Source organism: Streptomyces sp. NPDC029044 (assembly GCF_040637495.1).
Lineage (GTDB): Bacteria > Actinomycetota > Actinomycetes > Streptomycetales > Streptomycetaceae > Streptomyces.
The window spans coordinates 1-8716 of sequence record NZ_JBEZWN010000122.1; the positions used below are offsets into that span (position 1 = coordinate 1).

The following is an 8716-nucleotide window of genomic DNA, read 5'->3' on the forward strand; positions in this document are numbered from 1 at the left end:
CGGCGCCACGCGAAGACGCGCACCCCACCCCGCCGCACGAGCGCCGCAGGCAGAAAGCGCGTACCCCCACATAGCGCTCCGCGACGACCCGCGCACACCCCGGAATCAGTTCAACCTCTTGACGGGAGGCAACCCGAACGGCTCAGCTTAGAGTTCACTAGTTGGACATAGACGGGGTCTCACCGAAGCGGCCCCGTGCGCAGGAGGTCGTCGTGGAGACTCCGGGGTCGCAGTCATCGCTGCACCGAGCCAACCTGGAGCGGGTCGTACGAGCCGTGCGCCTGGCGGGCTCCCTCACCCAGGCCGAGATCGCGCGGACGACGGGCCTGTCCGCGGCGACGGTCTCCAACATCGTCCGGGAGTTGAAGGACGGCGGCACCGTCGAGGTCACACCGACCTCCGCCGGCGGCCGCAGGGCCCGCAGCGTGTCGCTGAGCGGCGACGCCGGCATCGTCATCGGTGTCGACTTCGGCCACACCCACCTCCGCGTCGCCATCGGCAACCTCGCCCACCAGGTCCTGGCGGAGGAGTCCGAGCCCCTCGACGTCGACGCCTCGTCCACCCAGGGCTTCGACCGCGCGGAGCAGCTGGTCAGCCGCCTGATCGAAGCCACCGGCGTGGACCGCTCCAAGATCGCCGGCGTCGGCCTCGGCGTCCCCGGCCCCATCGACGTCGAATCCGGCACCCTCGGCTCGACGGCCATCCTCCCCGGCTGGACCGGCACCAAGCCCGCCGAGGAGCTCCGCGGCCGCCTGGGCGTCCCCGTGCACGTGGACAACGACGCCAACCTCGGTGCCCTCGGCGAGATGGTCTGGGGCAGCGGACGGGGCGTCCGCGACCTGGCCTACATCAAGGTCGCCAGCGGCGTCGGCGCCGGGCTGGTGATCAGCGGCAAGATCTACCGCGGCCCCGGCGGCACCGCAGGAGAAATCGGGCATATTACACTCGACGAGTCCGGCCCCGTCTGCCGTTGCGGCAACCGCGGCTGCCTGGAGACCTTCGCGGCCGCGCGCTACGTGCTCCCGCTCCTCCAGTCCAGTCACGGCACCGACCTGACCATGGAGGGCGTCGTACGGCTGGCGCGGGACGGAGACCCGGGCTGCCGTCGGGTGATCGCCGACGTCGGCCGCCACATCGGCAGTGGAGTGGCCAATCTCTGCAACCTGCTGAACCCGAGCCGTGTGGTCCTCGGCGGTGATCTCGCCGAGGCCGGTGAGCTGGTGCTCGGGCCGATCCGGGAGTCCGTCGGCCGCTACGCCATCCCCAGTGCGGCACGCCAGTTGTCCGTTCTCCCCGGTGCCCTCGGCGGCCGTGCCGAAGTGCTCGGAGCGCTCGCCCTCGCCCTCAGCGAGATGGGTGATTCGACCCTTTTGGACGGGACGGCTCCTGGTGCGCTTCAGGCAGTGACCCCTGCCTTCACTTAGAGAACGGATGGCACCGTTGCCATCTCGTTAAGGATTTACTTCTTGACGTCGCACGTGTGGCCGAGTTGACTTCCAGCCACCTCGGCCGCAATGTCGCGGCCTCGTCAGGGAGGTTTCTGAAGTGAACACGCGTATGCGTCGCGCCGCTGTTGCTCTTGCCGCCGGTACGATGGCTGTTTCGCTTGCTGCCTGTGGCAGCGCCAAGGAGTCGGGCGACAACGCCGATTCCACCGGGTCCGCGAAGAAGGGCGACGACATCAAGGTCGGTCTGCTCCTTCCCGAGAACGCGACCGCCCGTTACGAGAAGTTCGACCGTCCCCTCATCGAGGAGAAGGTCAAGGAGCTCACCAACGGCAAGGGCGAGGTCGTCTACGCCAACGCCAAGCAGGACGCCAGCACGCAGAACCAGCAGGTCGACACGATGGTGACCAACAAGGTCGACGTGCTGATCGTGGACGCTGTCGACTCCAAGGCGATCGCCGGCTCGGTGAAGAAGGCCAAGGACGCGGGCATCCCCGTCGTCGCATACGACCGCCTGGCCGAGGGCCCGATCGACGCCTACACCTCGTTCGACAACGAGACCGTCGGCAAGACCCAGGGCGAGGCCCTGCTGAAGGCCCTGGGCGACAAGGCCAAGGACGGCCAGATCGTCATGATGAACGGGTCCTCCACCGACCCGAACGCCGCCCAGTTCAAGAAGGGCGCGCACTCCGTGCTCGACGGCAAGGTGAAGATCGGCCGCGAGTACGACACCAAGGAGTGGAAGCCGGAGAACGCCAACTCCAACATGGAAGGCGCCATCTCCGCCCTCGGCAAGGACAAGATCGTCGGCGTCTACTCCGCCAACGACGGCATGGCGGGCGGCATCATCACCGCCCTGAAGGCCGCCGGCATCGCCGACATCCCCGTCACCGGCCAGGACGCCGAACTCGCCGGTGTGCAGCGCATCGTCACCGGTGAGCAGTACATGAGCGTCTACAAGCCCTACCCGCAGGAGGCGGACGTCGCGGCCGAGATGGCCGTCGCCCTCGCCCAGGGCAAGTCGCTCGACTCGATCGCCAAGGACAAGGTCGACAGCCCGACCACCAAGGCCATCCCCTCGGTCCTCGTCCCGGTCGTCTCGCTGACCAAGGACAACATCAAGGACACCGTCATCAAGGACGGCATCTACACCGTGAACGAGATCTGCGCGGGCAAGTACAAGGCCGCCTGCGACAAGATCGGTCTCGAGTAAGAAGCCGCCAAGTCCCCCGCGGGGCACGGGAGTCCGAGCCGGGCTCCCGTGACTCCGTGCGGGGACAGGTCGCCCCGAGTTCCTCCGGCGCCCCGCCACATCAGCCCCGCAAGCTATGCGGGGCGCCGGAGTGATCACTCCTCCCACACTTCTGCACAACCTCCCGCCGGGTCAGGCGGCGAAGGAGATGGTTCACGTGTCCGCTACGCCCGTGCTGGCGTTGCGCGGGGTCTCCAAGCGGTTCGGTGCCGTTCAGGCGCTCACCGACGTAGAGCTTGAGGTCCACGCCGGTGAGGTGGTCGCCCTGGTCGGCGACAACGGAGCCGGAAAGTCCACGCTGGTCAAGACGATCGCCGGCGTGCACCCCATCGATGAGGGTGTCATCGAATGGGACGGCAGGTCCGTCCAGATCAACAAGCCGCACGACGCCCAGAACCTGGGCATCGCGACCGTCTACCAGGACCTCGCGCTGTGCGACAACATCGACGTCGTCGGCAACCTCTACCTGGGCCGGGAGATCCGCAAGCGCGGCGTCCTGGACGAGGTGGAGATGGAGCGCCGCTCCCGCGAGCTGCTCGACACGCTGTCGATCCGCATCCCCAGCGTGCGCATCCCGATCGCCTCGCTCTCCGGCGGTCAGCGCCAGACCGTGGCCATCGCCCGTTCCATGCTCGGCGAGCCCAAGCTGGTCATCCTCGACGAGCCCACCGCCGCCCTCGGCGTCGAGCAGACCGCGCAGGTCCTCGACCTGGTCGAGCGGCTGCGCGAGCGCGGCCACGCCGTGATCCTCATCAGCCACAACATGGCCGACGTGAAGGCCGTCGCGGACAAGGTCGCCGTGCTGCGCCTCGGCCGCAACAACGGCGTCTTCGAGGTCAAGTCGACCTCGCAGGAAGAGATCATCTCCGCCATCACCGGCGCCACCGACAACGCCGTGACCCGCCGTGCGGCGCGCACGAACGGGGAGGTTTCCAAGTGAGCATCGACAAGACCTCCGCGGCTCCGGACGACCACGTCGTGGAGAACCCCGAGGCGGCCAAGGCCGCCGTCACGGTGGTCGACCCCCGGCTGCTGGTGCGCGAGCAGGGCCTCAAGGGCTACGTCAGCGAGTTCAAGCGGAAGATGAAGTCCGGTGACCTGGGCTCGATCCCGGTCGTCATCGGCCTGGCGATCATCTGGCTCATCTTCACGAGCCTGAACTCCAACTTCCTCACCGCGGGCAACCTGTCCGACATGTCCGTCGCCATGGTCGGCACGGGCATGATCGCCGTCGGCATCGTGTTCGTGCTGCTGCTCGGCGAGATCGACCTGTCGGTCGGCTCGGTCTCCGGTGTGGCGGGCGCGAGTTTCGCGGTGCTCAACGTCACCAACGGCATGAACGAGTGGCTCGCCTTCGTGCTGGCCATCCTCACCGGCACGGTCGCCGGTGTGCTGCACGGCTTCTTCTTCGCGAAGATCGGCGTGCCCGCCTTCGCCGTCACCCTGGCCGGTCTGCTGTTCTGGAACGGCTTCATGCTCCAGATCCTCGGCGACAACGGCACCATCAACCTCGACCCGGACGGGGTCGTGGCCCAGCTGACCAGCTACTACTTCTCCGACGTGGCCGCCGCCTACGGTCTGGCCGCGGTGGTGACCGCCGGGTTCTTCCTCAGCTCCTTCCTCGGCAACCGGCGCCGCGAGGCCGCCGGCGTGCCGTCGCGGCCGCTGAGCGAGACCATCGTGCGGACCGTGCTGCTGGCGGTGCTCGCGTTCACCGTCGCCATCGTCTTCAACCAGTACAAGGGCCTGCCGCTCGCCGTGGTGATCTTCATCGCGGTGCTGCTGGTCACGGACTTCGTGCTGCGCCGCACCTCGTACGGCCGGAAGGTGTTCGCACTCGGCGGCAGCGTCGAGGCGTCCCGCCGGGCCGGCATCAACGTGGAGATGGTCCGGATCTCGGTGTTCGCGATCTCCGGCACCTTCGCCGCGGTGGGCGGCCTGTTCATCGCCTCGAAGATCGCGGCGGCCAACCAGGGCGCCGGCGGCGGTGACCTGCTGATGAACGCGATCGCCGCGGCGGTCATCGGCGGCACGTCGCTGTTCGGCGGCCGTGGCCGCACCTGGAACGCGCTGCTCGGCGTCCTGGTGATCGTGTCGATCCAGTACGGCCTCGCCCTGGAGGGCATCGCCTCCCCGGTGCAGTACATGATCACCGGTGGTGTGCTGTTGGCCACGGTCGTCATCGACGCCGTCACCCGTAAGACGCAGAAGACCGCAGGGCGCGCGTAGCACCGAGGAACACCTCCTGTGCCCGGTACCTCCCAGGTACCGGGCACAGCTGTGTCGTAGGGGTGGCGCACCATGGGTAGAGCCGAACGCGTGACGTACGACGCACAGCCTCGGCGCCGCCCGCAAAGGCGGAACATTAGACTCGACAAGCCCGGCAACAGCTCTACTGCAAGGAGGCACGGGTGCCGCTGCTGACCCGTATCAGGGGACCGCGCGATCTGGACCGGCTCAACCTGGAGGAGCTGAACCAGCTGGCGGAGGAGATCCGCAGCTTCCTCGTCGAAGCGGTCTCCAAGACCGGCGGTCACCTCGGCCCCAACCTCGGCGTGGTGGAGCTCACCATCGCCCTGCACCGGGTCTTCGACTCGCCCCGGGACAAGGTGCTCTGGGACACCGGCCACCAGTCCTACGTCCACAAGCTGCTCACCGGCCGCCAGGACTTCTCGAAGCTGAAGATGAAGGGCGGCCTGTCCGGCTACCCCTCCCAGGCCGAGTCCGAGCACGACGTCATCGAGAACTCGCACGCCTCGACCGTCCTCGGCTGGGCCGACGGCATCGCCAAGGCCAACCAGATCCTGGAGCGCGACGACCACGTCGTGGCCGTGATCGGTGACGGCGCGCTGACCGGCGGCATGGCCTGGGAGGCGCTGAACAACATCGCCGACGCCAAGGACCGCCCGCTCGTCATCGTCGTCAACGACAACGAGCGGTCCTACGCGCCGACCATCGGCGGCCTCGCCAACCACCTCGCGACGCTGCGGACGACGGACGGCTACGAGCGCTTCCTGGCCCGCACCAAGGAGGTTCTGGAGCGCACCCCCGTCGTCGGTCAGGCCCTCTACGACACCCTGCACGGCGCGAAGAAGGGGCTGAAGGACTTCATCGCCCCGCAGGGCATGTTCGAGGACCTCGGCCTGAAGTACGTCGGGCCGATCGACGGACACGACCTGGAGGCCCTGGAGTCCGCGCTCGCCAAGGCCAAGCGGTTCGGCGGGCCGGTCATCGTGCACTGCCTCACCGAGAAGGGCCGCGGCTACCAGCCCGCCCTCCAGGACGAGGCGGACCGCTTCCACGCCGTCGGCAAGATCCACCCCGACACGGGCCTGCCGATCGCCAGCTCCGGCGCCGACTGGACGTCCGTCTTCGGCGAGGAGATGGTCAAGCTCGGCGAGGAGCGCGAGGACATCGTCGCCATCACGGCCGCCATGCTCCAGCCGGTGGGCCTCGACAAGTTCGCCAAACGCTTCCCCAAGCGGGTCTACGACGTCGGCATCGCCGAGCAGCACGGCGCCGTCTCCGCGGCCGGCCTGGCCACCGGCGGCGTGCACCCGGTGTTCGCCGTGTACGCCACGTTCCTCAACCGCGCCTTCGACCAGGTGCTGATGGACGTGGCCCTGCACAAGTGCGGCGTCACCTTCGTGCTCGACCGGGCCGGGGTCACCGGCACCGACGGCGCCTCCCACAACGGTATGTGGGACATGTCGATCCTCCAGGTCGTGCCCGGGCTGCGGCTGGCCGCGCCGCGTGACGCCGACCAGGTCCGCGCCCAGCTGCGCGAGGCCGTCGCCGTCGACGACGCACCGACCGTGGTCCGCTTCTCCAAGGGTGCCGTCGGCCCCGCCGTTCCGGCCGTGCGCCGCGTCGGCGGCATGGACGTCCTGCGCGAGCCCGGCACCGACCGGCCGGACGTCCTGCTGGTCTCCGTCGGCGCGCTCGCGCCGATGTGCCTGGAGATCGCCGGCCTGCTCGACAAGCAGGGCATCTCCACGACGGTCGTCGACCCGCGCTGGGTCAAGCCCGTCGACGAGGCCATGGCCCCGCTCGCCGAGCAGCACCGCGTGGTCGTGACCGTCGAGGACAACAGCCGTGTCGGCGGGGTCGGCTCGGCGATCGCGCAGGCGCTGCGCGACGCGGGTGTCGACGTACCGCTGCGGGACTTCGGCATCCCGCCGCGCTTCCTCGACCACGCCTCCCGGGCCGAGATCCTCGCCGAGATCGGGCTCACCGCGCCGGACATCGCCCGCCAGGTGACCGGGCTGGTCGCCCGGCTGGACGGCAACACCACCGAGCGGTCCGCCGCGGACGCCGTGGAGTCCGCGCGCGACTGACACCGCTGAATGGGCCGGTTTCACCACCGTGAAGGGTGGTGAAACCGGCCCATTGGCGTGAATCCGCCCCCGTCGGGGCATACGGATGGTGCCCCCTCTCGATCATGTCGAGGACGACAAGCGTGGGAGGTACCCCGTGAGCAGTACCCTCTTCCGGACGAAGAAGGTCGAGCAGTCCATCCTCGACACCGAGGAGCCAGAGCACGCGCTCAAGAAGTCCCTGTCAGCGCTGGATCTGACCGTCTTCGGCGTCGGTGTGATCATCGGTACCGGAATCTTCGTACTCACCGGCACGGTCGCCAAGGACAACGCCGGGCCCGCGACGGCTCTGGCGTTCGTGGCGGCCGGCGTCGCCTGCGCCCTGGCCGCCCTGTGTTACGCCGAGTTCGCGTCCACGGTCCCGGTCGCCGGGTCCGCCTACACGTTCTCGTACGCCTCCCTCGGTGAACTGCCCGCCTGGATCATCGGCTGGGACCTCGTCCTGGAGTTCGCGCTCGGCACGGCGGTGGTGGCCGTCGGCTGGTCGGGCTACATCCAGTCGCTCATGGAGAACGCGGGCTGGACGATGCCCGCCGGCCTGGGCAGCCGGGAGGGTGCCGACGCCTTCGGCTTCGACATCCTCGCCGCCGTGCTCGTCCTCGTCCTGACCGGCATCCTCGTGCTCGGCATGAAGCTGTCGGCACGGATCACGTCACTGGTCGTCGCCATCAAGGTGACGGTCGTCCTCGTCGTGATCATCGCGGGCGCGTTCCTCGTCAAGGGCGACAACTACGACCCGTTCATCCCGAAGGAGAAGCCCGTCGAGGCCGGCTCCAGTCTCGACTCCCCGCTGATCCAGCTCATGTTCGGCTGGGCTCCCTCCAACTTCGGCGTGATGGGCATCTTCACCGCCGCGTCGGTCGTGTTCTTCGCCTTCATCGGCTTCGACGTCGTGGCCACGGCCGCCGAGGAGACCAAGAACCCCCAGCGCGACATGCCCCGCGGCATCCTCGGCTCCCTGCTGATCTGCACGACGCTGTACGTCCTCGTGTCGATCGTCGTCACCGGTATGCAGCACTACAGCGAGCTGTCCGTCGACGCCCCGCTGGCCGACGCCTTCAAGGCGACCGGGCATCCGTGGTTCGCGGGCTTCATCAGCTTCGGCGCCGCGGTCGGCCTGACGACGGTCTGCATGATCCTGCTGCTCGGCCAGACCCGGGTGTTCTTCGCGATGAGCCGGGACGGGCTGCTGCCGCGGTTCTTCTCGCACGTCCACCCGCGGTTCAAGACGCCGCACCGGCCGACCATCCTGCTCGGCGTGATCATCGCGATCCTCGCCGGGTTCACGCCGCTGACCGAGCTCGCCGCCCTGGTGAACATCGGCACGCTGTTCGCCTTCGTGGTCGTCGCCATCGGCGTGATCATCCTCCGCAAGTCCCGCCCGGACCTGCCCCGGGCCTTCCGCACCCCCTGGGTGCCGGTGATCCCGATCCTGTCGGTCTGCGCGTCCCTGTGGCTGATGATCAACCTTCCCGCCGAGACGTGGGTCCGCTTCGCCATCTGGATGGCCGCCGGCTTCCTCGTCTACTTCCTGTACGGACGCACCCACAGCCGCCTGGCGCGCGGGGAGTCGGGGGAGGAGCAGCCGAGCGTGGGCGGTGGCACGCCGTAGGCGGTTGCGGGTGCGGCATCGCCTGATCGCC

The 8716-nt window shown here is 68.7% G+C and carries 6 protein-coding genes; all 6 read left to right on the forward strand.

All coding sequences use genetic code 11. The annotated features are described in order from the left end of the window. The first annotated feature begins 212 nt into the window (after positions 1-212). The 6 genes from AB0E85_RS39135 (at position 213) to AB0E85_RS39160 (ending at position 8685) form a co-directional block, all read left to right on the forward strand. Entirely contained in the window at positions 213-1424 is a 1212-nt protein-coding gene (locus AB0E85_RS39135; protein WP_361937537.1) for an ROK family transcriptional regulator, read from the forward strand. A 133-nt stretch (positions 1425-1557) separates the two neighbouring features. Then, positions 1558-2658 (forward strand): sugar ABC transporter substrate-binding protein, encoded by a 1101-nt coding sequence (locus AB0E85_RS39140; protein ID WP_361937540.1) that lies wholly within the window; start codon positions 1558-1560, stop codon positions 2656-2658. Between the two features lie 187 nt (positions 2659-2845). Further along, on the forward strand, positions 2846-3637 hold the full coding sequence (locus tag AB0E85_RS39145) for an ATP-binding cassette domain-containing protein (RefSeq protein ID WP_010033972.1): 792 nt from the start codon (positions 2846-2848) through the stop codon (positions 3635-3637). Further along, on the forward strand, positions 3634-4926 hold the full coding sequence (locus AB0E85_RS39150; protein ID WP_033306836.1) for an ABC transporter permease: 1293 nt from the start codon (positions 3634-3636) through the stop codon (positions 4924-4926). The genes AB0E85_RS39145 and AB0E85_RS39150 overlap by 4 nt, the downstream gene beginning before the upstream one ends. A 182-nt stretch (positions 4927-5108) precedes the next feature. Next, positions 5109-7034, forward strand: a complete 1926-nt coding sequence (dxs, locus tag AB0E85_RS39155) for a 1-deoxy-D-xylulose-5-phosphate synthase (RefSeq protein ID WP_361937538.1) — start codon at positions 5109-5111, stop codon at positions 7032-7034. 136 nt (positions 7035-7170) lie between these two features. Then, on the forward strand, positions 7171-8685 hold the full coding sequence (locus AB0E85_RS39160; RefSeq protein ID WP_361937539.1) for an amino acid permease: 1515 nt from the start codon (positions 7171-7173) through the stop codon (positions 8683-8685). The last annotated feature ends 31 nt before the right edge of the window (positions 8686-8716 follow it).

Coding starts and splice junctions, on each gene's coding strand:
- AB0E85_RS39145 (WP_010033972.1), top strand. CDS start 2,846: ATGGTTCACGTGTCCGCTACGCCCGTGCTGGCGTTGCGCGGGGTCTCC.
- AB0E85_RS39140 (WP_361937540.1), top strand. CDS start 1,558: ATGCGTCGCGCCGCTGTTGCTCTTGCCGCCGGTACGATGGCTGTTTCG.